3 protein-coding genes are annotated in these 1,246 nt (G+C 65.2%); all 3 read right to left on the bottom strand.

The features are described 5' to 3' along the window. On the bottom strand, positions 1–503 hold a 503-nt coding region (locus tag AC629_RS43700), incomplete at its 3' end, for a response regulator (protein ID WP_143199934.1). Between the two features lie 75 nt (positions 504–578). Further along, positions 579–944 carry a response regulator gene (locus AC629_RS43695; RefSeq protein ID WP_007600538.1) on the bottom strand — a complete coding sequence of 122 codons (366 nt, stop codon included), beginning with the start codon at positions 942–944 and terminating at the stop codon, positions 579–581. A gap of 73 nt (positions 945–1,017) precedes the next feature. Next, positions 1,018–1,246: chemotaxis protein CheW (locus AC629_RS43690; RefSeq protein WP_210419233.1), on the bottom strand; the 229-nt coding region annotated here is incomplete at its 5' end.

Genomic DNA, 1,246 nt, shown 5'->3' with positions numbered 1-1,246 from the left:
GGGCTCGCGGGCGCCAGCGACGGGCTCGCAACCGCGGGCTTCCGGCGCAGCCGTGCACCGAGGTGACGGATCTTCTGGATCAGGTCGTGATGGAAGATGTCGGCCGCGGACGCCTCGCGTGTCGACTCGGGCTTCGGGATGTAGTCGGCCGCGCCGAGCGACAGCGCCTTGAAGCTGATCTCCGCGTTGCGGCGAGTCAGTGTCGAGGCCATGATAATGATGAGGTCGCGCTTCTTTGCCAGCAATTGCGGCAGCGCCGAGAGGCCGTCGAGCTCGGGCATTTCAATGTCGAGCACGGCGACGTCGGGGTTGATGCGTTCGAGCTGGTTGACCGCCTCGAGCCCTGTGCGCAGCGAGGCAGCGACCTCCATGTCGTGCTCGGCGCCGATCCAGCGCGAGATCAGGCCGCGGATGACAACAGAGTCGTCGACCACCATCACCCGCACCGGCCCGGCTTCGCGCGGCGGGCTCGCAGCCGACTTCCCTACGAACGCAACACTCATTACTCACCAACTCAGACTGGAACGGTTCAGTTGAAAACAAACGCCGAAGGATCCGTTCAGCCTCCGGGTGCCGGCTCAGATCAGGCCGACTTCCTGGAACTTCGCAGTCACGATGTCCTTGTCGAAGGGCTTCATGATGTACTCGTTGGCGCCGGCGTGCAGCGCGCGCGCGATGTGCGCGACATCGTTCTCGGTGGTGCAGAACACCACCTTGGGCTGGTCGCCGCCGGGCATGCGGCGCAGATGGCCGAGGAACTCGTAGCCGTCCATGACCGGCATGTTCCAGTCGAGCAGCACTGCGTCGGGAAGTCCGCGCTTGCAGGCTTCCAGCGCCTTCTCACCGTCCTCGGCTTCGAGAATCTGGAAGTCGAGGCCTTCCAGGATCCGGCGCGCAACCTTGCGGATGACGCTGGAATCGTCAACGACGAGACAAGTTCGCATGTGAACCTCTGCTTCCTGCCCCCTTTGCGGGGGCACCTCCAATTGCAAGTCCGTCCGCGGCAGTGCCGCCGTATCAGGCCGCCATCATCTCGGGCGCAAGCTCGAGGACGCGATCGACGTCGAGGACGACCATGAGCTGACCGTCGAGGCGGTGGACGCCGCCGGCGAGCTTGGCCATGCGGGGGTCGAGATTGACGGGGTTGTCTTCCTTGCCGTCCTCGGGCAGGCGCAGCACCTCGCCGATCTGGTCGATCAGCAGGCCATAGGATTCGCCGCGCAGGTCGACGCCGACCGCCATCGGC

Source organism: Bradyrhizobium sp. NAS80.1, from assembly GCF_001908205.1.
Classification (GTDB): Bacteria; Pseudomonadota; Alphaproteobacteria; order Rhizobiales; family Xanthobacteraceae; genus Bradyrhizobium.
Note: the sequence above shows the minus strand (reverse complement) of the source record. Positions and strands in the feature narration are given on the sequence as shown.